This is a genomic window from Streptomyces krungchingensis (genome assembly GCF_054729265.1).
On the sequence record NZ_JBPUKY010000001.1, the window covers coordinates 6,376,432 to 6,402,311 of the forward strand.

Genomic DNA, 25,880 nt, shown 5'->3' on the forward strand with positions numbered 1-25,880 from the left:
GCGGCTCTCCTGTGCGCAGGGCTCCGGCCGAGGCCTGTGTGCCGCACGTCCGTGCGGCGCTGGTGCCGCCGGATTCGGAGCGATGCGCGGCGAACTTGTCCCAGTGTGTGATTTCCCCCTCGGTCTCCACCGCGAAACTGCCGGGTGCGGGATGCTGGCGATAACGTTCGTTCACTTACCCGGCCGTAGGCCCTGGGGCGCCCGGGCTGCGAGGCACATCCGGTGTGGTGAGCGGCGGATTCTGCGATATGTGTGAATAGTCAGTAGTCGGTGGCCATGTGTCGGCAGTCACAATCGGTGTCGGTGCAGGTTGATGTAGTCGGTTCATGGAGGCAGTGATGGGTGTGGCAGCCGGTCCGATCCGCGTGGTCGTGGCAAAGCCGGGGCTCGACGGCCACGATCGCGGGGCCAAGGTGATCGCGCGGGCGCTGCGCGACGCCGGTATGGAGGTCATCTACACCGGGCTCCATCAGACCCCTGAGCAGATCGTCGACACCGCGATCCAGGAGGACGCCGACGCGATCGGCCTCTCCATCCTCTCCGGTGCCCACAACACGCTCTTCGCGGCCGTGATCGAGCTCCTGAGGCAGCGCGACGCGGAGGACATCAAGGTCTTCGGCGGCGGCATCATCCCCGAGGCGGACATCGCCCCTCTCAAGGAGAAGGGCGTCGCGGAGATCTTCACCCCCGGCGCGACGACCGCGTCGATCGTGGACTGGGTGCGGGCCAACGTGAGGCAGCCGGCAGAGGCGTGACGCTCCGCGGTCGTCCCCGGCCGGGATGCGGCTCGGGGCTGTCCGCGGTTGCCTGTCGCTGACTGCGGGCTGCCTGTGGGCTGCCTGGTGGGCTGCTTGCGGCGCCGGGCGGTCGGGCGGTCTGTCGGGTGGTCGGCTGGGGTGTGACGCTCGGTGGTCGCCCACGAGTGGATCGAGCCAGGTCTTGCGCCGTGGGGTCCAGCGCGGCGGGACGGACCGTGGCGTTCGCCCGAGCCGCGGGACCGGCCGCGGTGCGGCCTGTCCGGCTACGGCTTCCGGGACGAGCCCCGTGCGCGCGGCGCACGGGGCTCGTTGCTGTCCGAGAGCCGAGAGCCGAGAGCCGAGAGCCGAGAGCCGAGAGCCGAGAGCCGAGACCCGAGACCCGAGACCCGGGAGCCAGAGGACCCGGGTGACCCAGGGGCCGGCGCCGGCGATGAGCGAGACCGGGGCGACCAGTGGTGCCGGGCGTGGGCGCGCGGATGGGGGCACGGGCTGGTGCGCGTCCCCCATACGGGTGCGATCCGGGGCCTGGCGTGCTTCGCGGGTGGGCCGGACCGGGGGCCGGTGGGCCGGGTGGGACGAGGTTGCCGACGTGGGCCGGGTGCCCTTTCCCGTGCGCCCGTTCGTGTGCTGCCCCGAGGTGGGCCGGGCTGGGTGAGCCTTCCGATGTGGGTCGGGTGGGGAGAGGCCGCCGAGGAGGGCTGGTCTGGGTCCCCTCCGGCGTGGGCCGGATGGGGCGAGGCCGTCGAGACGGGCCGGATGGGGCGAGGCCGTCGAGACGGGCCGGATGGGGCGAGGCGCCGTCGAGACGGGCCGCGCTGGGTGAGCCTTCCCGATGTGGGTCGGGTGGGGAGAGGCCGCCGAGGAGGGCTGGCCTGGGTGAGCCTCCCCGACGTGGGCCGGTGGGGCCAGGCCGTCGAGACGGGCCGGCCTGGGCGCCCCCCGACGTGGACCGGGCGGGGCGAGGCTCCCCGACAGGGCCCCGGCGGCGAGACGCTGCCGAAGTCGGCCCGGTCGGGCGAGAACCCCTCATGGCGGGCCGGCGCGGCGAGGTGCCTCACGGCTCCCCGAGCTCGGAGGCCATCGCCGCGCGCAACCGCAACGTCGTGACAAGGCGCTGGAACGCCTCGGCCCAATAGCTGCCCGCTCCCGGCGCCGCGTTCTCCGACTCGTCCGGCACGGAGGTGAGCCCTTCGAGCCGCCCCGCCTCCGCCGGATCCAGACACCGCTCCGCGAGCCCCATCACCCCGCTGAAGCTCCACGGATAGCTTCCGGCGTCCCGCGCGATGTTGAGCGCGTCCACCACCGCCCGCCCCAGGGGCCCGGCCCAGGGCACCGCGCACACCCCCAGCAGTTGGAACGCCTCCGACAGTCCGTGCGTCCCGATGAACCCCGCCACCCACTCCGCGCGCTCCGCGGAGCCGAGCGTGGCGAGCAGCTTCGACCGCTCGGCCAGGGAGACCGCCCCGGGCCCGCCGGCCTCCGGCGCGGCCGGCGCGCCCAGCAGCGCCCTGGACCATCCGGGATCACGCTGGCGCACCGCCGCCCGGCACCAGGCGGCATGCAGCTCGCCCTGCCAGTCGTCCGCCACGGGCAACGTCACGATCTCCTCCGGCGTGCGCCCCCCGAGCCGCTCCTGCCAGACGCGCAGCGGGGCCGCCTCGACCAACTGGCCCAGCCACCAGGACCGTTCACCCCGGCCGGTGGGCGGCTTCGCTACCACTCCGTCCCGCTCCATGCCGGCGTCGCACTCGTGCGGAGCCTCGACGACGATCGTGGGCGTGCCCCGCGTACGGTCCACGGCCACGCACGAACCGGCTCGTGCCGCCATCCGGGCCGCGAGCGCGGAATCGGGCAGCGCGGACAGGAGCTCCGCGGCCGTCGCCCGTACGTTGCGGCTGCGGTCCGCCAGCGCCCGCTCCAGGAAGGGCTCGTCGGCCGGGCACAGCCCGGACCGCAGCGAATCGAGGAACATCAGCCGGTCCTCCGCCCGCTCCGTCGTCCACGTCGTGGTCAGCAACTCCCGTGCGGCATCAGGATCATGGGCGCGGATGGCGCCGAGCAGCGCGACCCGCTCCGCGAACAGTCCCTCCTGCCACAGCCGCTCGACCCGCTCGGTCTCCTCCGGGCCCGGCAGCGCGGCACCGCCGCCCGGCGCGGAGCGCAGCGCGAACCGCCACTCCGGGTTCAGCCGCGCCAGCCACACCGCCCGCGGTCCCGCGAAGGCCAGGGCGGCCGGCCGCAGATCCGTGCGGCCGCGGGCTGCGTCGAGGAGCGCGGGCAACGCCTGAGGGGGCGCCGCGAAGCCGCGCGCGTTGGCCAGTTGGAGCCACTGGGGCAGCAACTCCATCAGGTCCGGGGCCGTCCCTCTGCGGCCCCCGCCTCCCGTGCCCGGCCGGTCCGCGAGCAGCATCGCCAGCCTGCGGGCCGCCGCGGGCGGCAGCGAGGGCCGGGGATCCCGTGCCGCCGGCTCCGGTCGCGCCGCGGCCCGCGCGGGGCGGACACCGGCCCGCCGCCGCAGCGTCTCCACGGCGGCCGCGTCCAGCAACGCCACCGGCGCCTCCCGGCCGGGCCGCAGTCCGGGAGGAGTACGCCGCTCCGTGCCGAGCAGCGCCACCGTGACGAGCTCCTCCCAGGAGCCACCGGCGGGCGCGCCCGCCGGGGCCGAGGTCGTGTTCATGAGCGTCCTTTCCGTACGGATGGGGTGTGGCCCGTGCGGGTGCTGCCGGCCGGCCGTGCCGTCAGCACAGGGGCACCGCGTCCCCGGGGCCCTCCGACCAGGCCGTCAGCGGGGTGAAGCCGCGGTGGCCGCACTCGCCGAAGACCGTGACCGGCGCGCCGCCGGAGAGCGCGACCAGACGCCACAGATCGGGACGGGAGCGCGAGGAAGGAGTGAGGGGCAGCGCCAACTCCCCCTCCTCATCCGCCAGTTGCCAGCTGTCGCCGTCGGGGGTGGGTACGACCCGGTCCAGGGTGACCGGGTACGAGTTCAGCCACGGGTCGGCCCGCAGCGCTTCGCCGTAGCGCTCGACGGCCTGAAGGGTGGTCGTGCCCGGCGGCCGTATCGCCGCGGGCGCGGGAGGCGTGAACTGCTCGCCGAGCGCGGCCCGCAGCTGACCGGCGCCCGGATAGGCGGACACCTCCGCCTCGAAGGCCAGCCCCACGGGCAGCGCCAGTTCGGGTGCGCGACCGGCCGCCCCATAAGAGAGGAGCAGCGCCGCACGCCCGGACTCCGCGCCGTACAGCCAGATCCTGCGCGTCGTGAGCCGGGCGTCCGACGTGTCGTACTGCGCCAGGACCAGCCAGCGGTCCCGCACCGGCCGACCGTCCGCCGAGCCGGACAGGCCGACCCGCGAACGGACCGTCGCGGCCAGGCCGTCCGGCAGCAGCTCGCGCCGCAGCCAGCCCTGATCGAGGAGGTGCAGCAGCGCGCACTCCTCCAGCAGACGCACGGGCCAGCCGGGCCCGGACGACGGGATCGCCCCCAACTCCCTTACCCGCGCGGCCAGACCGGGCGCCTGCGCGTCGACCATGCGGGCCGCCGTCTCCTCCCACATCCCGTATCCCGCCTGCTCGGCCGTGGCGAGGCCGCCGCGCAGCAGGTCGGCCAGCCGCTGCTCCAACTCGGCCGCACCGGCCGTGATCCGCTCGGCGCGCCGTTCCGCCCTGCGCCGCGCCGCTTCCGGATCACCCGCCGAGGACGCTCCAGATGCCTCGCCCGCCGTCCTCTTCTTCTCCGAGCGCGCTCTTCGTCCTTCTATCCACTGCTCGGCCCAGTCCGGTGCCTGCGCATGCGGCACCGTGCCGTCGCCGCCCGCCCAGAGCAGCAGCAGCCCCAGCGCGTGCTTGCACGGGAACTTCCGGCTCGGACAACTGCATTTGTAGGCGGGCCCGGTGGAGTCCGCGATGTCGATGACCGTCTGATACGGCTTGCTGCCACTTCCCTTGCACAGTCCCCACACGGTCCCCTCGTCAGAACTGCCCGCCTCGGACCACGGCCCGGCCGCGCCGAGTTTGCTTCCCGCCTTGCGTGACGCGGCGTCAGGCGCCAGTGCCAGCACCTGATCCGCCGTCCAGCGCACCCCCTGCTGTGTCATGCCATCGAAGGTAGGTCCCGCCACTGACAATCGACCCTCGCGACGTCGTTCGTGCAGGTCAGAGCGCACTGTCAGTGCCGTGGTGCACGGTGGAGCCAGATCCGAACCGGCCGAGCTGGAGGGGGACCGAGCCATGTCCGTGTCCGTTGAACCGACGTCCGCCGAGGCGCCCGCGGAAGAGTTCGCGGGAGCCACTGTCGAGGGGGCGGCCGAGGCGCTGCGACCGCACGCCGAGCACGCCTTCGCGGCCGAACTCGACGCGCTGGCGGCGCAGGACGATCGCCCGCGCCCGGCCCGCTGGCGGCTGTCGCCGTGGGCCGTGGCGACCTATCTGCTGGGCGGCACCCTGCCGGACGGCACGGTGATCACACCGAAGTACGTGGGCCCGCGCCGTATCGTCGAGGTCGCCGTCACCACGCTCGCCACCGACCGCGCACTGCTCCTGCTCGGCGTGCCGGGCACGGCCAAGACCTGGGTGTCCGAGCACCTGGCCGCCGCTGTCAGCGGCGACTCGACGCTGCTCGTGCAGGGCACGGCGGGCACACCGGAGGAAGCGATCCGGTACGGCTGGAACTACGCGCAGCTGCTCGCGCACGGCCCGAGCCGCGACGCCCTCGTGCCCAGCCCGGTCATGCGGGCCATGGCCGAGGGCATGACGGCCCGCGTGGAGGAGCTGACCCGCATCCCCGCCGACGTGCAGGACACGCTGATCACGATCCTGTCCGAGAAGACCCTGCCCATCCCGGAGTTGGGCCAGGAGGTACAGGCGGTCCGCGGGTTCAACCTGATCGCCACGGCCAACGACCGCGACCGCGGGGTCAATGAACTGTCGAGCGCGCTGCGCCGCCGGTTCAACACGGTGGTGCTGCCGCTGCCGGAGAGCGCCGACGCGGAGGTCGACATCGTCTCGCGCCGCGTCGAGCAGATCGGCCGCTCCCTCGACCTGCCCGCCGTGCCCGACGGCGTCGACGAGATCCGTCGCGTCGTCACCGTCTTCCGCGAGCTGCGCGACGGCGTCACGGCCGACGGGCGCACGAAGCTGAAGTCGCCCAGCGGCACACTGTCCACCGCCGAGGCGATCTCCGTCGTCACCAACGGCCTCGCCCTGGCCGCCCACTTCGGGGACGGCGTCCTGCGGGCGGGCGACGTCGCGGCCGGCATCCTCGGCGCCGTGGTCCGGGACCCGGCGGCCGACCGAGTCATCTGGCAGGAGTATCTGGAGGCGGTCGTCCGCGAGCGGGACGGCTGGAAGGACTTCTACCGGGCCTGCCGCGAGGTGAGCGCATGAGCGGAGCCCGGAGCGACCGGGAGCGGGGGCCGCTGCTGCTCGGCGTGCGGCACCACGGGCCTGGTTCCGCGCGAGCCGTGCGCGCCGCGCTGGACGCGGCGGCACCCCGGGTCGTGCTGATCGAGGGGCCCCCGGAGGCGGACGCGCTCGTCCCGCTCGCCGCCGACGAGGACATGCGGCCCCCGGTCGCCCTCCTGGCCCATGTCGTGGACGAGCCCGGCCGCTCGGCCTTCTGGCCGCTGGCCGAGTTCTCGCCGGAGTGGGTGGCGATCCGCTGGGCCCTGGACCACGGAGTCCCGGCCCGCTTCATCGACCTCCCGGCAGCCCACACGCTGGCCTGGGGAGACGGGGACGACTCTCCGCGGGAGAAAGAAGAGGAACAGAAAGAGGGGGAGCAGAAAGAGGGGGAGCAGAAAGAGGAGGAGAAGGAAGAAGGGGAGAAGAAAGAAGAGAAGGAGAGCGGCGGGGAGGAGCGGAGAGGCGACGGTGACAGGCAGGACCGCGACCACGAGTCGTCCCCCGCGGCAGAGGTGACCGAGGCGGCCGTACGGATCGACCCCCTGGCCGTCCTCGCCGAGACCGCGGGCTATGACGACCCCGAGCGCTGGTGGGAGGACGTCGTCGAGCACCGGGCGGGCGCGCAAGGAGACCCGTTCGCCCCGTTCGCCGTGCTCGAAGAGGCGATGGACGCGCTCCGGGAGACGTACGGGGCCGGCGGGCACGACCGGGACCTGGTGCGCGAGGCGTACATGCGACTCCAGGTCCGGGCGGCCCAGCGCGAGTGCGGGGACGACGTGGCCGTCGTGTGCGGCGCCTGGCACGTGCCCGCGCTGCGCCGGAAGACCACGGTCGGTGCCGACCGGGCGCTGCTCAAGGGCCTGCCCAAGGTCAAGCCCGACCTGACCTGGGTGCCGTGGACGCATCGCCGGCTCTCCCGCGTCAGCGGGTACGGCGCGGGCATCGACTCCCCGGGCTGGTACGGGCATCTGTTCAGCGCCCCGGACCGCCCGGTCGAGCGGTGGATGACCAAGGTGGCCCGGCTGCTGCGCGAGGAGGACCAGGGGGTTTCCTCCGCCCATGTGATCGAGGCGGTGCGGCTGGCCGACACGCTCGCCGCGATGCGTGGCCGCCCCCTGCCGGGCCTCACCGAGACCACCGACGCGGTACGGGCCGTGATGTGCGAGGGCTCGGACGTCCCGCTGTCGCTCGTGCGGGACCGGCTGGTGGTCGGCGACGTGCTCGGGGAGGTGCCGGAATCGGCGCCCGCCGTGCCGTTGCAGCGCGACCTGGCACGACTCCAGCGGCGGCTGCGGATGAAACCGGAGGCGCTGGAGCGGGAGTTGGAGCTGGACCTGCGCAAGGAGACCGACGCCGGACGCAGCAGACTGCTGCACCGTCTGCGGCTCCTGGGCGTGTCCTGGGGTGAGCCCACGGCGTCACGCGGCAGCACCGGCACGTTCCGGGAGACCTGGCGGCTGCGCTGGGAACCGGAGCTGTCCGTGCGGGTCGCCGAGGCCGGCGTGTGGGGCACGACGGTACTGGCCGCCGCCACCGCCAGAGCCGAGGCGGACGCCGTCTCGGCGCCCTCGCTGGCGGACGTCACGGCGCTCTCCGAGCGCTGCCTCCTCGCCGAACTGCCCGAAGCGCTGCCCGTCGTGATGCGGGTCCTCGCCGACCGGGCCGCTCTCGACGCGGACGTCGGCCATCTCGCACAGGCCCTGCCCGCCCTCGTCCGCTCCCTGCGGTACGGCGATGTGCGGGGTACGGACACCCACGCCCTCACCGGGGTGGCCGAGGGTCTTGCCGAGCGGATCTTCGTCGGACTGCCGCCGGCCTGCGCTTCCCTCGACGCGGAGGCTGCCGAGGAGATGCGGCGTCATGTGGACGCGGTGCACGGCGCGGTGGGGCTGCTGGCGGAGACGCTCACGACGTCATCGGCCGGCGGCTCCCGGTCCTCCGGCGGTTCCTCGTCGTCCGGCGGCTCCCCGACTCCCGGCGGTTCCTCGCCATCGAGCGACTCCCCGTCCTCCGACCGGGCCGACCCGTCCGTCGGCATACGCCACCGCTGGCACTCCGTGCTGCGGGTGCTGACCGCCCGCGACACGGTGCCGGGAGTGGTCCGGGGGCGGACCGTGCGACTTCTCCTGGACGACGGGGAGTTGGCGCAGGACGAGGCCGCCCGGCTGATGGGGCTGGTGCTGTCGCCGGGGACGGCACCCGGGGACGCGGCCGCGTGGATCGAGGGCTTCGTCGGAGGCGGCTCCGGGGGCGGGATGCTGCTCGTGCACGACGAGCGGCTGCTCGGGCTGGTGGACGCGTGGCTGACCGGCGTGCCGGCGGAGGCGTTCACCGATGTACTGCCGCTGCTGCGACGGACGTTCTCGGCGTACGAGGCCGGAGTACGCCGAACGCTGGGCGAACTGCTCCGGCGCGGCCCGCGTGCGACGGGGAGCACCGAGACCACCGCCTCCGGGATGCCCGGGTTCGCGCCCGGCCTCGACATCGGGCGCGCGGACGCCGTGCTGCCGGTGCTGACCCTGCTGCTCGGGCTGGACGAATCCGATGACGTGACCTACCTGGACGACCTTGTGGAGGCGGCCCGATGACCGCACCGTTGAACACGCCCGGCGCGACCACCACCACGCCCGGCACGCCCACCACCAGGCCCGGCACACCTGGCGCGACCTCCACCCCCACCACGGCCGGCACCCCCGCGGCCGGCACTCCCGCGCCCGTCACCGCCGCCACCCCCGGTCCGTCTGCGGCGCCCGACGCGGCCGGTGAGCGGATGCGGCGCTGGCGGCTCGTGCTCGGGGGCGACGAGGCGGACGGCACCGGATGTGCGCTCGCCGGGCAGGACGCGGCGATGGACGGAGCGCTCGCCGCGCTGTACGGGAAGGGGAACCAGGCTCAGTCGGGGCGGTCGCGTTCGGCGGGGCTCGGGGCGTCCGCGCCGTCGGTCGCGCGCTGGCTCGGCGACATCCGGACGTACTTCCCGTCCTCCGTCGTGCAGGTCATGCAGCGCGACGCCATCGACCGGCTGGGGCTCTCCACGCTGCTTCTGGAGCCCGAGATGCTGGAGGCCGTGGAGGCCGACGTGCACCTGGTGGGCACCCTCCTCTCGCTGAACAAGGCCATGCCGGAGACGACCAAGGAGACGGCACGGGCCGTCGTGCGCAAGGTGGTCGAGGACCTGGAGAAGCGGCTCGCCACCCGTACCCGGGCGACCCTCACCGGAGCTCTCGACCGCAGTGCCCGGATCAGCAGGCCGCGTCACCACGACATCGACTGGAACCGCACGATCGCGGCCAACCTCAAGCACTATCTGCCCGAGTACCGCACGATCGTGCCCGAGCGGCTCATCGGGTACGGCCGCGCCTCGCAGTCCGTGAAGAAGGAGGTCATCCTCTGCATCGACCAGTCGGGCTCGATGGCGGCCTCCGTCGTGTACGCCTCCGTGTTCGGGGCCGTCCTCGCGTCGATGAGGTCCATCGCCACCCGCCTCGTCGTCTTCGACACCGCCGTCGTCGACCTCACCGACCAGCTCGACGACCCGGTGGACGTCCTCTTCGGGACCCAGCTCGGTGGCGGTACGGACATCAACAGAGCCCTCGCGTACTGCCAGTCCCAGATCACCAGGCCCGCCGACACGGTGGTCGTCCTCATCAGCGACCTCTACGAGGGCGGCATACGCAACGAGATGCTGAAGCGGGTTGCTGCGATGAAGGCGTCGGGAGTGCAGTTCGTGACGCTGCTCGCGCTGTCCGACGAAGGGGCACCCGCGTACGACCGTGAGCACGCGGCGGCGCTCGCGGCGCTCGACGCACCGGCGTTCGCCTGCACGCCCGACCTGTTCCCCGAGGTCATGGCGGCTGCGATCGAGAAGCGGCCACTGCCGATACCGGACACCAGGTGAGCGGAATGGAAAATCCGGACATGAGTACCCATCGGTAACAGGGGACTTGCGCAACCTCGGGAGTCCCGTGCAAGGATCGACGCGGCCCAGTGCCATCTTCTTTCCCTTCGTACGGGAGGACCCTCCCCCTCTTGCCCCTGTCAGCCGTGCTGTCCGGTGCCGCTTCGCGCGTGACGCGTGAGGCGGCTGGGCGGCGTGCGCTGCAACTGGCGCTGCTGATGGGTGGATTGTTCGCCGTCGCCCTCCTCTGCGGAGAGCGGGCGCAGGCCGCCGACGGCACAGTCCCCGGGCCGGCGGCGGGTGTCGTCCGGTCGACGGCGGACGCGGTGCACCACGTGCTGGCGCCCCGCTCCCCTGAGACCGGGACGGAAGCGGTCCGCGACTCCGAGGGAGCCTCCGAGCCGGCGGCCACCGTCGCGGACGAAGGCCGGGTCAAGTCCACGGCCAAGTCGGACTCCACGGCCGAGACCAAGTCCACGGACCGGTCCAAGTCCACGGCCGGGACGGCGCCCGTGCCCGCCACGCCAGTGCCCGCGCCCGCGACGCGTACGACGGACGGGACACGGGTCCCGCAGGCGGTACCTGGGACACCCGCGTCGCACGACACCCGGGCGGGGCGTCCCGCCCCCGCCGTCGACGGCGCCCCCGCCCCCGTCGCGGGGGTGGTCACGCACGTGACCGACACGGTCACCGACACCGTCCGGCACGTCGTCCAGCCGGTCGACGATCTCGTGCGGCCCGCCACCGGTGCGGTCGTGCGGCCGGTCGGTGACCTGGTGGAGACGGTCACCGGTGGACTGCCCGAGACCCCGCCGGACGGACTCCCGTCCGTACCGGGGCTTCCGGGTCTGCCGGACCTGCCTGCGCTCCCGCCCGCGGGTGCGCAGCCCCTGCCGGCCGGCTCCGTGCCGCCCGCTCACGGCGCGGCGGCGCAGAACAACCGGCCCGCCACGGCCGGGCAGCACGCGGCACGACGCCAGCACGCGCCGTCCGCCGACCCGGTGTTCGGCCCCGGCACGCACGGCGCGGACGTCTGGGCGGGTGCGCCGCGCCGCGCCCACGACGGCGTACCGACGCTGCAGTCACCCGCGCGCCAGGCACCCGCGGACGACACGACCGGCGTGCTGATCGACCGTTCCGCGGTCGACAACGGCGCGCCGCGGCACGGCGATCCGCACGCCATCACCCCCGTCCACCGGGCACCGCTGCGGCTCGTGCCCGGCGCCTCCGCGGCCGTGACCGCGGCCGAGACCCGGGACAGGTACCGGGACATTCCCGTTTTCCCCGGCTAGGCAGCCCTCTCCTCCCCTCCCCGCTGAGCGACCTGCCGCGCGGGGGCGGAACAGGTCTGCCCGCCGTCCGGGCACCCCTCCGAATCCCGGACGGAAGCCCAAGGAACTCACCTGAATCCACCGGATCTCACCGGTGTTCAGCGACTCCCCGGAATCTCCCGAACTCTCGGAATCCCGAAGGATCTGACGCAGCATGAACAAGAACATCCGCCGTTCCATCGTCATAGCCGCCGGCGTCACCGGCGCGTGGGCGCTCGGCTCCGCCGCCGCGAGCGCGGACGAACTGCCGGCGTCGTCCGTGTCCGCTCCCGACGCGAGCGTCGGCGTGACCGACGCCGTCGGCGCGGTGACCGGCACCGTCGACTCCGCCGTCGGGAACGTGACGAACGACGTGCACGACACGGTGTCCGCCGTCACCGGCGGCACCGCCGTCGACGACGTGACCTCCTCGGTCCCGGGCACCGTCGCCCAGGCGCGGGCGACGGCCGGCAGCCACGTCGCGCAGGCCGGAAGCACCGCCACCACGGCGGCGACGACGGCGACCACGACGGCCCAGCACACGGCGAGGACCGCTCAGGGCGCGGCGACGACCGCCGACCACGCCCGCCGCTACGTCGAGGCCGAGGTCCCCGCCGTCACCCACCTCTCCCACGCCGGGAGCGCCACCGCCACCGCGCGGCACACCGCGGACACGGCGCGGCAGACCGTCGCCGACACCGGCACCCCGCAGGGCGAGATCGACTACCTCTTCGGCCCGCTCTCGGCGTTCGCGCCGGAGGTGGAGGAGGCGCTCGCCGGGGCGCAGAGCAAGCTCGCCGCCGTCCAGCGCACCGCCGCCGGCGTGCCCTCGGCCGCCCGGACCGGGGTCCGGCAGACCGTCGCCACGGCGGAGCGGACGGCCGGGAACACGGCCGCCGGTGCCACGGGCACGGCGGCGCGGACGGCGACCGGCGCGCCCGCACAGGTCGGCGGAGCCGTCGGCACCGCCACCGGCATCGCGATCCCGGTGGTGGACGAGACGGCCGCGTCGGCGCTGCCGCCCGTCGCCGCGACCGCCGTCCAGGGCGTCACTCCGGTGGCGGAGCACGCCGTCGGCCAGGTCGCGCCGCTGGCGTACGGGGCTGTCGGGGGCGCGACCACGCTGGCCCACGGCGCGGTGGACGGCGTGACGGCGGTGGCGTACGGCGCCACGGCCGACGCGACGGGCCTCGCGCACGGTGTCACGGGTGACGCGGGCGGCCTCGCGTACGGCGTCGTGGGTGACGCGCAGCCGGTCGTGCACGGAGCCGTCGGCCAGGTCGTCGGCGACGCGGCCGGCTCGGTGCTGCCGCCCGTGGCCCAGGCCGCGGTGCACGGCGTCGTCCCGGTCGCCGGCCAGGCCGTCGCGGACGCGGGCACGCTCGCGCACGGTGTGGTCGGCGACGTCCAGCCGTTCGCGGGCGGTGTCGTGGGGGCCGCGGGCGGGTTCGCGCACGGCGTCACGGGCCAGGTCGCCCCGTTCGCACAGGGCGTCGTCACCGGCGACGTGCCGGCCTTCGCCGGGGGAGTGGCCGACGCGGCGCAGCCCGTCGTGGACTTCGTGCAGCCCGTGGCGGACGGGGTCGCGGGCAGCGCCACCGGGCTGGCGTACGGCGTCACGGGCGACGTGCGGCCGTTCGCGGACGGCGTGGTCGGCCAGGTCGACCCGTTCGCGGCCGGTGTCGTCGCCCAGGCCGGTCCCTTCGCGCAGGACCTGACCGGTACCGCCGCCGCGACCGGCGGCCCGCTGGCCGGCCACGCCGTCGACGGCGTCCGGGGCGTGGCCGAGTCCGTCGCCCCGAGCTACCTGCCTGGCGCCCAGTACGGCACGTACGGGGCCTGAGGCACCCCCGTCGTACGACCCGCCCGCGGCGAGGGCGGTCGTACGGCACCCGACCGACTCCTCGGGGCCGACGGACCCGGACGGCCGAAACCCGTCGGACCGTCCGACCGGAACCCCGCGGATGGGCAGAGCGGTCCCCATTGGGGTGGGGACCGCCCTGCCTGAGCCCTTCGGGGCTGTTCAAGGGGCCTCACCGGGTCAACCCCAACCCGGTGAGGCCCTGCTCATGCGGCACGCGGTGCCAGTGAGTGAGGCATCATGTGACAGGTATCACCGCTCAGGTGTGACCCGCGATTTAGGGACCCGCCGCCAGCGGCGATAACCTGCGAGACGGACATGCCGCGCGCTCGGACACCGTGTGCGCCACCCTTGTGACAGCGGACGTCACGTTGCCCTTCGCGGCACGCCCACGCATCCAACGAACCGCGAGATCACTGATAGGGACGGAAGCGCGTGGACCTGTTCGAGTACCAGGCGAGGGACCTCTTCGCCAAGCACGATGTACCGGTGCTGGCCGGTGAAGTCATCGACACGCCTGAGGCGGCCCGCGCAGCCACTGAGCGTCTCGGTGGCAAGTCCGTCGTCAAGGCCCAGGTGAAGGTCGGCGGACGTGGCAAGGCCGGTGGCGTGAAGCTCGCCGCCACCCCGGACGAGGCCGTCGCGCGTGCGACGGACATTCTCGGCATGGACATCAAGGGCCACACGGTCCACAAGGTGATGATCGCCGAGACGGCCCCGGAGATCCTGGAGGAGTACTACGTCTCCTTCCTCCTGGACCGCACCAACCGCACCTTCCTCTCCATCGCGTCCGTCGAGGGCGGCATGGAGATCGAGGAGGTGGCGGCCACTCGCCCCGACGCCGTCGCCAAGACGCCGATCGACGCCAACGAGGGTGTCACCCCGGAGAAGGCCCGCGAGATCGTCGCGGCCGCGAAGTTCCCGGCCGAGGTCGCCGACAAGGTCGCCGACGTGCTGGTGACGCTGTGGAAGACCTTCGTCGCCGAGGACGCGCTCCTCGTCGAGGTCAACCCGCTGGCGAAGGTCGCCTCCGGCGACGTCATCGCCCTGGACGGCAAGGTCTCCCTGGACGAGAACGCCGAGTTCCGTCAGCCGGAGCACGAGGCGCTGGTCGACCACGCGTCGGCCAACCCGCTCGAGGCCGCCGCCAAGGAGAAGAACCTCAACTACGTCAAGCTCGACGGCGAGGTCGGCATCATCGGCAACGGCGCGGGTCTCGTCATGAGCACCCTGGACGTCGTCGCGTACGCCGGTGAGAACCACGGTGGCGTCAAGCCCGCCAACTTCCTCGACATCGGCGGTGGCGCCTCCGCCGCGGTCATGGCGAACGGCCTGGAGATCATCCTCGGCGACCCGGACGTCAAGTCCGTCTTCGTCAACGTCTTCGGTGGCATCACCGCCTGTGACGAGGTCGCCAACGGCATCGTCCAGGCGCTCCAGCTGCTCAAGGACAAGGGCGAGGAAGTCACCAAGCCGCTGGTCGTGCGTCTCGACGGCAACAACGCCGAGCTGGGTCGCAAGATCCTGTCGGACGCCAACCACCCGCTCGTGCAGCGCGTGGACACCATGGACGGCGCGGCCGACAAGGCCGCCGAGCTGGCCGCGGCCAAGTAAGGGACGAGGGAACACCACAGCCATGGCTATCTTCCTCAACAAGGGCAGCAAGGTCATCGTCCAGGGCATGACCGGTGCCACGGGCATGAAGCACACCAAGCTCATGCTGGCCGACGGCACGAACATCGTCGGTGGCGTCAACCCGCGCAAGGCGGGCACGTCCGTCGACATCGACGGCCACGAGATCCCCGTCTTCGGCTCGGTCGCCGAGGCCATGGAGAAGACCGGCGCCAACGTGTCCGTCCTCTTCGTGCCGCCGGCCTTCGCCAAGGCCGCCGTCGTCGAGGCCATCGACGCGGAGATCCCGCTCGCCGTCGTCATCACCGAGGGCATCGCCGTCCACGACTCCGCCGCCTTCTGGGCGTACGCGAAGTCGAAGGGCAACAAGACCCGCATCATCGGCCCGAACTGCCCCGGTCTCATCACCCCGGGCCAGTCCAACGCCGGCATCATCCCGGGCGACATCACCAAGCCGGGCCGCATCGGTCTGGTCTCGAAGTCCGGCACGCTGACGTACCAGATGATGTACGAGCTCCGTGACATCGGCTTCTCGTCGGCCGTCGGCATCGGTGGCGACCCGATCATCGGCACCACGCACATCGACGCGCTCGCCGCGTTCGAGGCCGACCCCGACACCGACCTGATCGTCATGATCGGTGAGATCGGCGGCGACGCCGAGGAGCGTGCGGCCGACTTCATCAAGGCCAACGTGACCAAGCCGGTCGTCGGCTACGTCGCCGGCTTCACCGCGCCCGAGGGCAAGACCATGGGCCACGCCGGCGCCATCGTCTCCGGCTCCTCCGGCACGGCCGCCGCGAAGAAGGAGGCCCTCGAGGCCGCCGGCGTCAAGGTCGGCAAGACGCCGACCGAGACGGCGAAGCTCGCGCGCGAGATCCTCGCGGGCTGAGCCCAGCAGCACCACGCGGGTGGGCCCGCACCCCTCGAGGGGTGCGGGCCCACCCGTATGTCCGGACACCCTGGACACCGCGGAGGTGCCGGGACGTCTCGTACGCGGTGTCAGCGGTCGTCCGGTACCAGCCGTCCCGGACCGCTGACCGTCTCCGACTTCAGCTTGGCGCGCAGCCGCAGCTGCTCGTCCGACAGCGGGCCCGGGGCGGAGCGGGGCGGCAGACCGTTGACGGTCTCGCCGGGCGCGAGCGGGGCCTCGTAGTGGTCCGGGGCCGTCCGCAGCGTCAGCGTCGTCGCGCCGATGAGCAGCACCGTGAACGCGATGGCGGCCCGGGTCCAGCGCTCGGCGCGGCGCTCGCCGCCCCAGCGGACCGTGCGCGGCTTGGCGGGACGCAGCCGCTCCGTGCTCGCCAGCTCGGCGAGCCGCCGGTGCAACACGTCCGGCACCGCCAGGTCGGGCAGCCGCGTCGCGAGCGTCTCGCGCGCGTGCAGCAGCCGGTTGGCCGCGGCGGGCGTGCTCGCCTCCGTCTCGGCCGCCGTCTCCGGCAGGTCGAGGCCGACGCCGTCGTAGAGCAGCAGTGTGCGCCGGTGCACGGGCGGCAGCGTCAGCAGGGCGTCCAGGAGCGCGCGGTCGGCCGCGTCGGCGGGCGGCGGCTCCGGCTGCCGGTGGCGGGGGCGCAGCCGGTGCCAGGGGGAGAGGGCGTACTCGTGCGCCGTCGCCCGCACCCACCCGGCGGGGTCGCGGTCCATGGCCACCTCGGGCCAGTTGTGCCAGGCCTGCTGGAAGGCGCGCTCCACGGACTCGCGCGCCAGTTCACGCCGACCGGTGAGCAGATACGTCTGCCGTACGAGGGCGGGGGCGCAGAACGCGTAGAGCGCGTCGAAGGCCTGAGCGGGCGTCAGCCCGTCCGCGGGCAGCGGGCCCGGGGCGGCCCCGGGCAGGGGCGCCTGCCCCGGGGAGCCCGCGGCGTCGCCGCCCGGACCGATGGCGGCGCCCACCAGGGCGGGCACGGACTGCTCCTGACGGGTGGTCACCCCGGCCTCGGAGGAGACCGGTTCGGTGAGCAGTTTCGCGTACGCCTCCCGTTTGCGGCCGCGTGGCGTCGTGCGGCCGGACTCCCATGAGCGCACCGTCTCGCGGGTGACGCCCAGTTTCGTGGCGACCTCGGCCTGGGTCAGCGACTTGGTCTCGCGCAGGCGGCGGCGCTCCTTGGGGCCGGGCAGGGGGGTCTGAGGACTCCGCGTCACGAGGCGCCCTTTCGTACGAAAAAGTACATAGATGCATATTGAGCGACACATCCGGGGTTCGCCTGTTACGACGGGAAAGCGCGTGTCGTTGGGAGCATGGCGGGCGTGACCCACACGACCGACCGCAGGCCGCCGTTGCCGATTCTGCTCGTCCGGCTGCGCGACCGATCACCCGGACTGGGCGCCGGCCTCCTCGGCGGCGCCATCGCGGCGGGCCTCGGGCTCGGCTCCTCCGCCGTCCTCGTCATGGCCCTGTGGATCAGCTCCCCGTACCCGGACAGCGGGCCGGGCGGAGCCCTGCACGTCGCGGCGTCCCTGTGGCTCCTCGCCCACGGCGTCGAGCTGATCCGCACCGACACCCTCTCCGGCCTGCCCATGCCGGTCGGAGTGACACCGCTGCTCCTTCTGGCGCTGCCCCTGTGGCTGGTGCACCGGGCGGCCAGGGACGCGGCCGAGGAGGTGCGGGCGGCCCCCGCCACGGCATGGGCCGGGGTCGTCGCCGGCTACCTGTCCGTCGGTACGGCCGCCGCCCTGTACGCCTCGGGCGGCGCACTGCGGCCCTCCTGGGGATGGGCCGCGGTGTGCCTGCCGCTGCTCGCCGCGGGGGCCGCGGGCGCGGGGGTCTGGACGGCGTACGGGCGCCCCCGGGGCCCGCTGCCGCCCTGGGCGTCGCGGGTCCCGCGACGCCTGCCCGCCCGTCCGGCCGCAGTCGTACGCCGTCTCGTCGCCGTCGCCGAACGGCTCCTCGGCGGCGAGGACCGGTTCCTCGGCGGCGCGCTGCGGGCCGCCGGGGCCGGGACGGCGCTGCTCGTCGGGGGCGGGGCCCTGCTCGTCGCGGTGTCGCTGGTGTGGCACGGGGGAGTGGCCCGGGACTCGTTCCTGCAGCTCACGGACGTGTGGTCGGGCCGTCTCGCCGTCCTGCTGCTCTGTCTCGCGCTGGTCCCGAACGCGGCGGTCTGGGGAGCGGCCTACGGGCTCGGCCCCGGGGTCGTCCTGGGCACCGGGCATGTCGCCGGGCCGCTGTCCGTGGCCGCGGCGGGGCCCCGCGCCTCGACCGACCTGCTGCCCGCCTTTCCGCTGCTGGCGGCCGTCCCGGGCGAGAAGGGGCCGTTCGGCTGGGCGACCGGGGTGTTGCCCGTCGCCGCCGGGGCGACGCTCGCCTGGTTCGTGGTCGCTGCCGCGGTACCGCAGGACGGAGCGGCGCAGGAGGCCTGGTCCCGGAAGCGGACGGCGGGTGCCGCGCTGCTGGCCGCCGGACTGTGCGGCAGCGCGTTCGGCCTGCTCGCCGCGCTGGCCGGAGGGCCGCTCGGGGTCGCCGCGCTGACCGACTTCGGGCCCGTGTGGTGGCAGGTCGGGCCCGCGGCGGCGCTGTGGGCGGCGGCCGTCGGCGTGCCCGTGGCGGTGGGGCTGCGGGGGCGGCGGGTACGGCGTGGGCCGCGGGTGGCCGCCGCCGGCGGTGCCCCGGCGGCCGGGACGGGCCTGCGGCGCCGTCCGGCCTTCTCCCCCTTCCGGCTGCCGTGGGGCTCGCGGCCGGGGTTGTCGCGCCCGCGACCGGGGGACGACCTGGGGGTGCCGTCGGCCGGAGGGCCCGCCGGCGGGGCCGTGGCGGCCGGCCACGGAACGGCCGACGACTTCGAGCCGTACGACTTCCTGCCCGTGGACACCCCTGGGTCCCTGTGGGACGAGGATCCCGCGGACGCCACCGGGCCCTTCCGGCCGGAGCCCGCCGCGGACTCCGAGGGGTTCCCCTGGCACGAGGAGGCGTCCCGCGAGGCCCGTTGGGCGGCCCTGCGGGAGGCGGCGAGACTTCCGGAACCGGCCGTCCGCGACGCCGCGGAGCGTCCGGAGCCGTCGGGGCCGGACGGGCCGGAGGTGCGTGACTCCGTGGAGCCCCGGGACCGTGCCCCGGGCGACGCCGCGAGGCCGTCGGAGTCCCGGGACCCGGCTCCCTGGGACACCACGGACCTCACGGACCCCCGGTACCTGCTCTCACGCGACGCGGCGGGGCCGTCGGGCCCTCGGGACCTGCTCTCACGCGACACCGCGAGACCCTCCGACCCCGGGGACGCGGCTCAGCGCGAGGCCCGTGAGCCTCGGGACCCGAGCCCGCCTGACGCTGCGGAGTCCACGGGCACGTGGGACGCGGACGTGCGGGACGTCGCCGGGCCGGCGGAGCCCCGGGACTCGGGGTGAGGACGTGGAGCCCACGGGCACGTGGGACGCGGATCTGCGGGACGGCGCCGGGCCGCGGGGCCCTGGGACCCGGCGCGAGGGCGCGGAGTCCACGGGTACGTGGGACGCGGAGCTGCGTGACGTCGCCGGGTCGGCGGAACCCCGGGACTCGGGGCGAGGGCGTGGAGCCCGCAGGTACGTGGGACGCGGGTCTGCGGGACGTCGCCGGACTGCCGGAAATCCGGGACTCGGCGTGGGGGCTTACAGCCCTCGGGTACGTGGGACGCGGACCTGCGTGACGTCGTCGGCCCGCCGGCTCGCCCGAACCCCGGGACTTGGGATGAGGGCGTGAATCCCGCGATGACGTGGGCCGCGGACCTGCGTGACGTCGCCGGGCCGACCGCCGCCCCGGGTCCCGGGTCCCGGAGCGAGGCCAGGGAGCCCCGGCATCGCGCCCGGGCGGTGCGTGACCGACGGGTTGCCGACGGGGCCGGTCGGACCGGGCCGGCCCCGTGGCGCGGGGATGTTCCCCCGGTGCGGTGGGCCGGAGGTCAGCCGTTCGTGCCGAGGACGCTCCTGAGCTCCTTCGGCAGGAGGTCGTTGCAGGACTGCTTCGCCGCGTTCGTGAGCGCGTCGTTCGTGCAGGAGTAGTAGTCGCTGTACACGAGGTGCGCGGTGAACGTCGCGGCGACCATCACGATGGCGAGCGACGCGGTGACGATCCCGCTCACCGCGGCCGTCCTCTGCGGCCGCCCGCTCGCCTCGGGCGCGGGCGCCGGAGCGTCCGGGTCCGGGGTGCGGGGCTTGGCGCGCAGGGAGCTGCCGCCCCAGTACAGGGCGAGCGCGCCGAGCAGCAGCGCCACGTACGGCCAGCTGAAGAGGGCGAAGAAGAACGCCCACATGCCGCACAGCAGCGCGTAGCGTGCGCGGCGCTGGGCCGGGTCGGTCGGGTCCCAGCGCATACCCGTGCCGGGACCGCCGCCGGGGCCCTCGGGGCCGCCCTGCCCCTGCGGAGCACCGGGCCGGTCGCCGAAGCCGCCGCCGGACGAGGGCCCGGGCTGGCGGTCGCTCCACTGGCTGCCCCACGGGGTGTACCCGCCGCCGGGCTGCCCGGAGTTGCCGTTCTCCTCGGTGTCGCCGCCGTTCGTGGGGCGCCGCGGCTGCCACGGCCGGTCGGGCGTGCCCTCCGGCGGCGGGGCGAACGGGTTGTCGTCCGAGGGCGGGGGAGGACCGTCGGGGCCGCCGTCGCCCGAGGAGCCGTTCCCGCCGGTCTGGCCGTGGCCGCCCGAGGAGCCCTGCCCACCCGCCGGCGCCTCCCCGTCCGAACGGGGAGGGGTGGGCGAAGGGCGCCGCTCGCGCAGCAGCAGCGGAGGGAGTCGGAGACTGCGGTCCGGCATCAGGTGTGCGTCTTCCCCTTGGTGAATCTGGCGGGCGGCGTGTCCGCACGCCGTCGTGCTCGCGACGCGCGCCCCGAGCGTCCTGCCCGGGACTCGCGCCCCGGATGTCTTGCAGGGCCCGGGCCCCGGTTTCCGGGGCCCGCGCCGCGGGTGTTCCCGGGACCGGTGTCCCGGGCGTTCGTGCCCGTCCCTGGTCAACGTCCCGCGCGCACGGGGCGTTCCCCGCACGGGACGGTGTTCCGGGACGGATCCTTGCCGGACGTTCCCGGGTGGATCCTCTCCAGACGCTACCTTCCGGCCACGCCCCCGTCCCGTGGGGGCCGTCCGGTGTGCCGGTATCGTTGCTGACGGTCGACCGCTTCGTAGACTTCCCCGTATCCCGGGGCGCGATGCATTCGTACGACCGTACAAACGCTTCCCCGAGAAAGGGCCCCGCCGTGGCCAAGGCCAAGCGCCTCGTCGTGCTGGTCTCAGGATCAGGTACGAACCTGCAGGCACTGCTCGACGCCGTCGCGGACGCGGGCACCGAGGGCTACGGCGCCGAGATCGTCGCCGTGGGCGCCGACCGGGAGGGCATCGAGGGGCTCGCGCGCGCCGAACGGGCCGGGCTGCCGACCTTCGTCTGCAAGGTCAAGGACTACGACACCCGCGAGGAGTGGGACGCGGCGCTCGCCGGGGCGACCGCCGCGTACGAGCCCGATCTCGTCGTCTCCGCCGGGTTCATGAAGATCGTGGGGAAGGAATTCCTCGCCAGGTTCGGGGGGCGGTTCGTCAACACGCATCCCGCCCTGCTGCCCAGTTTCCCGGGAGCCCACGGCGTGCGCGACGCGCTCGCGTACGGCGCGCGGGTCACCGGATGCACCGTCCACTTCGTCGACGACGGCGTCGACACCGGGCCGATCATCGCGCAGGGCGTGGTGGAGGTCCGGGACGAGGACGACGAGAGCGCTCTGCACGAGCGCATCAAGGAAGTCGAGCGAAGGCTGCTCGTCGATGTCGTGGGGCGGCTCGCCCGCAACGGCTATCGCATTGAGGGACGAAAGGTAGTTATCCAGTGACCGCCGACAGCACAGTCACGGCCGAGAACACCGAGGGCACCAAGCGGGTCATCCGGCGCGCGCTCGTCAGCGTCTACGACAAGACCGGGCTCGAGGAGCTCGCGCGCGGGCTGCACGAAGCCGGTGTCGAGCTGGTGTCCACCGGCTCCACCGCCGCGAAGATCGCCGCGGCCGGCGTCCCCGTCACCAAGGTCGAGGAGCTGACCGGCTTCCCCGAGTGCCTGGACGGCCGCGTCAAGACTCTGCACCCGAAGGTCCACGCGGGCATCCTCGCCGACCTGCGGCTGCCCGACCACCAGCGGCAGCTGGCGGAGCTGGGCGTCGAGCCGTTCGACCTCGTCGTCGTCAACCTCTACCCGTTCCGCGAGACCGTCGCCTCCGGCGCGACGCCCGACGAGTGCGTCGAGCAGATCGACATCGGCGGACCGTCGATGGTCCGCGCCGCCGCCAAGAACCACCCGTCGGTCGCCGTGGTGACCAGCCCGGGCCGGTACGGCGACGTCCTCTCCGCCGTCAAGGACGGCGGCTTCGACCTGCGCACCCGCAAGCGGCTCGCCGCCGAGGCCTTCCAGCACACCGCCGCGTACGACGTCGCCGTCGCCTCCTGGTTCGCGGACGACTACGCGGCCGTCGACGAGAGCGGCTTCCCCGACTTCCTGGGCGCGACCTACGAGCGCAAGAACACCCTCCGCTACGGCGAGAACCCGCACCAGGGTGCCGCGCTGTACGTCGACGGCACGGGCGGCCTCGCCGAGGCCGAGCAGCTGCACGGCAAGGAGATGTCGTACAACAACTACACGGACACGGACGCCGCGCGCCGTGCCGCGTACGACCACACCGACCCGTGCGTCGCGATCATCAAGCACGCCAACCCGTGCGGCATCGCGGTCGCGTCGAGCGTCGCGGAGGCGCACCGCAAGGCGCACGCCTGCGACCCGCTGTCCGCGTTCGGCGGTGTGATCGCCGTCAACCGGCCGGTGACGAAGGAGATGGCCGAGCAGGTCGCCGAGATCTTCACCGAGGTCATCGTCGCGCCGGAGTACGAGGACGGCGCCCTCGAAGCCCTCACCAAGAAGAAGAACATCCGCGTGCTGCGCGCCCACCGGGCTCCGGCGAACCCGGTCGAGGTCAAGCAGATCGACGGCGGCGCGCTGCTCCAGGTCACCGACCGGCTCCAGGCCGACGGCGACAACCCGGCGAGCTGGACCCTCGCGACCGGTGAGGCGCTCAGCCAGGGTGAGCTCGACGAGCTGGCCTTCGCCTGGCGCGCCTGCCGCGCGGTGAAGTCCAACGCGATCCTGCTCGCCAAGGACGGCGCCTCCGTCGGTGTCGGCATGGGCCAGGTCAACCGCGTCGACTCCGCGAAGCTCGCGGTGGAGCGGGCCGGCGCCGAGCGCGCCCGCGGCTCGTACGCCGCCTCCGACGCGTTCTTCCCGTTCCCCGACGGTCTGGAGATCCTGGCCGAGGCGGGCGTCAAGGCCGTGGTCCAGCCCGGCGGTTCGGTCCGTGACGAGCTGGTCGTGGAGGCCGCGAAGAAGGCGGGCATCACGATGTACTTCACGGGCACGCGCCACTTCTTCCACTGACGGACGCCCGGGCGCGGCAGCAGCGACGGCCGCGCCCGGCGGCGCCACGACGGCCTCCGGCCTCCCCCTCGGGAGCCGGAGGCCGTGCCCGTCGCCGGGGTACCTCGGAAGTCCCAGGGTCACTTCTTCCCGGGCGGCGTGTACTCCTTGAGGTAGTGAGCGACGCGGTCGGCGTAGGCACGGACCTTCGGGGGAACTCCGCCCGCGTCGTTCACTTTCCTGTACGACGTCCGGTACGAGGCGGCGATCAGCACGCGCTCGTCGCCCTTCAGTCCCACGTCCAGGCGCGGCGCGATCGCGCACAGGTAGCGGCCCATGGCCGGGACGGACTGGGCCGGGGTGAAGGGGGGTTCGGGGATCCGCTCGGTGGGTCTTCCGTCGGAGCGGAGGTAGAAGCGCAGGACGCGCGGGGTCCAGCGGGCGATCCCGTACTCGTCCAGGGCGGGATCGGCGAGCCGGGCGTCGAAGTTGCTCTCGGCCTTCAGCATCGCGGCGATCAGCGCCGGCGTGACCTGCGCCTGCACACAGTCGTGCGCCGAGTCCACGATCAGCCTGCGGTAGGCGACCGGGACGCCCTTGTCGGTACGGAGCTCGGCGGCGCCGTAGCGTGCCGCACCCGTCCCCGGGGCGCTCGCCGTGGCGCTGTGCTCCGCCCCGGGCCGCGGACGGCCGGAGCCGTCGCCCGCGAGCGCGCTGATCCCGTACCCGACGGCGGCCGCCGCGACGACCCCGGCCACCGCGCCGAGCACGGCCCGGCCACCGCGCACCGTCCGTCTCCCGCCCACGCGCCGCGGCAGCGCGCGAGGGGAGCGGGGTGCGCCCGCCGCCTTCGCCACCCGTCGCAGCAGGGCCTCGCCGCCGATCCGCTCCCGGTGCGTCCGGGCCAGACAGTCCCGCACGATCTGCCGCCAGGCGTCCGGCAGCAGCGGCGAAAGACGCAGTTCGTCGGTGCCGCGCGCGTAGGCGACGGCCGCGTCCCGGCGAGCCGACGGGGTGCCGCCCGGGAGCGGATAGGAGCCGGTGAGGACGAGATGCGAGAGCACGCCGAAGGCCCAGACGTCGGCCGACGGCCTGATGCGCCGGCCCCGTTCGCCGATCTCGGACCACAGCAGTTCGGGCGGGGTGTAGTCGGGGGTCGAGAAGGCGGGTGTGTACGCGTGGGTGCCCTCCAGCTCCGCGGCCATGTTGAAGTCGGCGAGCCGCGCGGAACCGTCCCGCATCAGCAGGACGTTGGCCGGCTTCAGGTCACCGTGCACCCAGCCCGCCCGGTGCAGCTGGGCCAGCCCCTCGCAGATCTGCGCAAGCAGCGCGGGCCCGTCCCCGGGACGCGGTGCACGGGCGAGCAGCGCGGCGAGGGAGCCCTCCGCCTTCTCCAGTACGAGCACGGTGGCGCCGTCGAGCCCGGGGTGTTCCGGGTCGTCGACGGTCAGGGTCTCGTACAGCCGGATCAGCCGGGGCGCGGAACGCAGCCGGCGGAGCAGTTCCACTTCGCGCTCGGCCAGTTCGCGCAGATGGGTCAGCTGCCGCGGGGTGCGTGTGCCGGTCGGCAGGAACTTGAGCGCGGCCGTGCCGGGAAGACCGTGGGGGCCGTCGCCTCCCGGATGCGGCGCGCTCTCGTCCGGGTTCGCGGGGCGTGTTCCCGGCGGGGGCGCGCCGGTGCGCAGACGGGCCTCGTACACGCTCCCGAACGCCCCCGTGGCGATGGGCGCGCCGACCTCCCAGGCCCCCACCCGGTATCCCTCGGGCACCGGTACCGCGTAGGGATCGCTCACCGTGCGGTCCGGTCCCGGGACGCGGCCAGGACGGCCAGGACGGCCAGGTCGTCCTCGCGGACGAGGTCGAAGCGGAGCGCCAGCGAGACCAGCGACTCCTTCTTGCCGTTCAGGCGCGGCCCGGTGTCCGCCGTGTCGGGTCCGGGTTTGAGGCGCAGCTTCACCGCCAGGTAGTCGATGTTCCACTGCACGGTGGTGCGGGTGACGGACGGCCAGTGCGGGCTCAGCCGGTCCACGACCTGGTCGACGGTGGGGATCGGGGCGTGCGGTGCGCCGCGCAGCCGCGGCTCGCACAGCGCGGCCAGTACCGCGAAGTAGCGCTTGGTGCGGTCGACCGAGAAGGCCGGCGCGGTCGTCGCCCCGTCCAGGCCGCCGGGGGAGCGCAGGTAGTCGTGGCGCGGCGCCCACACCTCGATGGGCAGCAGGTCGCCCGCCGCCGGCAGCACGATCCGGGAGAACTCGAACGGCACGGGGGCGTCCAGCCGCCCCGGGCCGACCTTGATGTGCTCGCCCGCGCCCTCCGGGTTCTCCACGACGTACGTCTGGTGCGCGGAGAGATTGCTGAGGATCCAGTAGGCGCTGTGCGCGGTGATCTCGCCGGCCGCGCGGGAGACGCCCTCGTGGGCGATCGTCAGGCCGTTGTCCGCCGGGGAGCGTCCGAAGGTGAGGCGCTCGCCCGGAGCGAGCCGGAGTCGGGGAGTCTCGTGCCCGCCCTCCGTGGTCGGCGGAGGTACCACGATGATGCTGTACAAGGTCCGTCTCCCGTGCACGCGCGGCTACGGGATTCAGGGTAGGCAGAAACACCAGGGCCGTGTCGCCCCCTTGTGCGGGTGAGACACGGCCCTTGGAGCGAATGGCGTGAACTGTTCAGTGCTGCGAACTCGACGCCTGCGCCGA

17 protein-coding genes are annotated in these 25,880 nt (G+C 74.1%); 11 read left to right on the top strand and 6 right to left on the bottom strand.

Annotated features, from left to right (window positions below; translation table 11 throughout):
- The first annotated feature begins 338 nt into the window (after nucleotides 1-338).
- Nucleotides 339-755, top strand: a complete 417-nt coding sequence (locus ACSYGO_RS28145; RefSeq protein WP_359494128.1) for a cobalamin B12-binding domain-containing protein — start codon at nucleotides 339-341, stop codon at nucleotides 753-755.
- A 1,057-nt stretch (nucleotides 756-1,812) separates the two neighbouring features.
- Here ACSYGO_RS28145 and ACSYGO_RS28150 read toward each other — a convergent pair.
- A complete protein-coding gene (locus ACSYGO_RS28150) occupies nucleotides 1,813-3,435 on the bottom strand; it encodes a DUF5691 domain-containing protein (RefSeq protein WP_426677409.1) in 1,623 nt (540 codons plus the stop codon).
- A gap of 61 nt (nucleotides 3,436-3,496) precedes the next feature.
- Nucleotides 3,497-4,852, bottom strand: a complete 1,356-nt coding sequence (locus ACSYGO_RS28155; protein ID WP_460388097.1) for an SWIM zinc finger family protein — start codon at nucleotides 4,850-4,852, stop codon at nucleotides 3,497-3,499.
- 133 nt (nucleotides 4,853-4,985) lie between these two features.
- Here ACSYGO_RS28155 and ACSYGO_RS28160 point away from each other — a divergent pair, with 133 nt between their 5' ends.
- From ACSYGO_RS28160 to sucD, 7 genes are all read left to right on the top strand, one after another.
- A complete protein-coding gene (locus ACSYGO_RS28160; RefSeq protein ID WP_432176252.1) occupies nucleotides 4,986-6,140 on the top strand; it encodes an ATP-binding protein in 1,155 nt (384 codons plus the stop codon).
- Entirely contained in the window at nucleotides 6,137-8,746 is a 2,610-nt protein-coding gene (locus ACSYGO_RS28165; RefSeq protein WP_460388098.1) for a DUF5682 family protein, read from the top strand. The genes ACSYGO_RS28160 and ACSYGO_RS28165 overlap by 4 nt, the downstream gene beginning before the upstream one ends.
- A gap of 182 nt (nucleotides 8,747-8,928) precedes the next feature.
- On the top strand, nucleotides 8,929-10,056 hold the full coding sequence (locus tag ACSYGO_RS28170; protein WP_426677504.1) for a VWA domain-containing protein: 1,128 nt from the start codon (nucleotides 8,929-8,931) through the stop codon (nucleotides 10,054-10,056).
- Nucleotides 10,057-10,187: 131 nt separating this feature from the next.
- Nucleotides 10,188-11,348 (top strand): hypothetical protein, encoded by a 1,161-nt coding sequence (locus tag ACSYGO_RS28175; RefSeq protein ID WP_460388100.1) that lies wholly within the window; start codon nucleotides 10,188-10,190, stop codon nucleotides 11,346-11,348.
- A gap of 193 nt (nucleotides 11,349-11,541) precedes the next feature.
- A complete protein-coding gene (locus ACSYGO_RS28180; protein ID WP_426677404.1) occupies nucleotides 11,542-13,209 on the top strand; it encodes a hypothetical protein in 1,668 nt (555 codons plus the stop codon).
- 453 nt (nucleotides 13,210-13,662) lie between these two features.
- Nucleotides 13,663-14,841 carry an ADP-forming succinate--CoA ligase subunit beta gene (gene sucC, locus ACSYGO_RS28185; RefSeq protein ID WP_359494112.1) on the top strand — a complete coding sequence of 393 codons (1,179 nt, stop codon included), beginning with the start codon at nucleotides 13,663-13,665 and terminating at the stop codon, nucleotides 14,839-14,841.
- Nucleotides 14,842-14,863: 22 nt separating this feature from the next.
- Entirely contained in the window at nucleotides 14,864-15,748 is an 885-nt protein-coding gene (sucD, locus tag ACSYGO_RS28190; protein WP_460388102.1) for a succinate--CoA ligase subunit alpha, read from the top strand.
- A gap of 110 nt (nucleotides 15,749-15,858) precedes the next feature.
- Here the strand turns inward: sucD and ACSYGO_RS28195 are convergent, their stop codons facing one another.
- A complete protein-coding gene (locus ACSYGO_RS28195; protein ID WP_426677403.1) occupies nucleotides 15,859-16,998 on the bottom strand; it encodes a helix-turn-helix domain-containing protein in 1,140 nt (379 codons plus the stop codon).
- A 96-nt stretch (nucleotides 16,999-17,094) separates the two neighbouring features.
- Here ACSYGO_RS28195 and ACSYGO_RS28200 point away from each other — a divergent pair, with 96 nt between their 5' ends.
- On the top strand, nucleotides 17,095-19,191 hold the full coding sequence (locus tag ACSYGO_RS28200) for a cell division protein PerM (protein ID WP_460388104.1): 2,097 nt from the start codon (nucleotides 17,095-17,097) through the stop codon (nucleotides 19,189-19,191).
- Between the two features lie 530 nt (nucleotides 19,192-19,721).
- Here the strand turns inward: ACSYGO_RS28200 and ACSYGO_RS28205 are convergent.
- On the bottom strand, nucleotides 19,722-20,567 hold the full coding sequence (locus ACSYGO_RS28205; RefSeq protein ID WP_460388106.1) for a hypothetical protein: 846 nt from the start codon (nucleotides 20,565-20,567) through the stop codon (nucleotides 19,722-19,724).
- 389 nt (nucleotides 20,568-20,956) lie between these two features.
- Here ACSYGO_RS28205 and purN point away from each other — a divergent pair, with 389 nt between their 5' ends.
- Together purN and purH are read left to right on the top strand one after the other, a co-directional pair.
- On the top strand, nucleotides 20,957-21,625 hold the full coding sequence (purN, locus tag ACSYGO_RS28210; protein WP_095936308.1) for a phosphoribosylglycinamide formyltransferase: 669 nt from the start codon (nucleotides 20,957-20,959) through the stop codon (nucleotides 21,623-21,625).
- The gene (gene purH, locus ACSYGO_RS28215; protein ID WP_432175771.1) at nucleotides 21,622-23,211 is read left to right on the top strand and encodes a bifunctional phosphoribosylaminoimidazolecarboxamide formyltransferase/IMP cyclohydrolase; all 1,590 of its coding nucleotides are present in this window, start codon (nucleotides 21,622-21,624) and stop codon (nucleotides 23,209-23,211) included. Before purN ends, purH begins: the two co-directional genes overlap by 4 nt.
- A gap of 119 nt (nucleotides 23,212-23,330) precedes the next feature.
- Here the strand turns inward: purH and ACSYGO_RS28220 are convergent, their stop codons facing one another.
- Both ACSYGO_RS28220 and ACSYGO_RS28225 read right to left on the bottom strand, forming a co-directional pair.
- Nucleotides 23,331-24,983, bottom strand: a complete 1,653-nt coding sequence (locus ACSYGO_RS28220) for a protein kinase domain-containing protein (RefSeq protein WP_460388108.1) — start codon at nucleotides 24,981-24,983, stop codon at nucleotides 23,331-23,333.
- Nucleotides 24,980-25,735, bottom strand: coding sequence for an FHA domain-containing protein (locus ACSYGO_RS28225; RefSeq protein WP_460388110.1), 756 nt, complete (start codon nucleotides 25,733-25,735; stop codon nucleotides 24,980-24,982). The genes ACSYGO_RS28220 and ACSYGO_RS28225 overlap by 4 nt, the downstream gene beginning before the upstream one ends.
- Nucleotides 25,736-25,880 lie beyond the last annotated feature (145 nt).